At 63.3% G+C, this 616-nt stretch carries 1 protein-coding gene; it reads left to right on the top strand.

The window, feature by feature from the left end; genetic code table 11:
- Positions 1–616, top strand: a 616-nt coding sequence (locus ENZ74_RS33695) for a PAS-domain containing protein (protein WP_127313378.1), incomplete at both ends; no start/stop codon positions are given.

Raw genomic sequence — 616 nt, forward strand, 5'->3', positions numbered from 1 at the left:
GTCCGGTGGCAAGCGGCTGCTGACCTACTATGAGGTCACCGAGATCAAGCAGCGCGATGCGGAGATCAAAAACGCCAATGCCAGGAATGCCGAGACCTTCGCCAGTCTCCGCACAATGGTCGACCAGATGCCGATCGGTGTCCTCGTGCTCGACGCCGATATGCGCGCCGAGATCATCAACCGTGCTTTCTATGATTTCTGGCAGATCGACGCCCGGCGCGCCGAGATCGGCTGCAGCTTCCGCGATCTGATGGACGCCAGCCGCGACATCGATCCGTTTGGTGCCGACGATGCGTCATGGCAGCGGCATGTCGCCGAGCGCGAGGCGGAAATCAGGGCCGGTACCGCCGGATCGCGGCAGTTCCCGCGCAATGACGGCCGCACGCTGATATCGTCGATGGCGCCGCTGGCCGGCGGCAAGCGGCTGATCTCCTATGTCGACGTCACCGACATGAAGGACCGGGAGGCCGAACTTGCCGACGCGCTGGAGAAAGCGCGGCTGGCGGAAGCGGTGATCAACGCCGTCAAGGATCCGATCTTCGTCAAGGACGACCATCTGCGTTTCGTCTTCGTCAACGAGGCGTTCGCCGCTCTGTTTGGCCAGACGCCGCAAGCC

The sequence above is a fragment of the Mesorhizobium sp. M7A.F.Ca.CA.002.15.2.1 genome (genome assembly GCF_003998715.1).
In the GTDB taxonomy this organism is placed as follows: Bacteria; Pseudomonadota; Alphaproteobacteria; order Rhizobiales; family Rhizobiaceae; genus Mesorhizobium; species Mesorhizobium ciceri.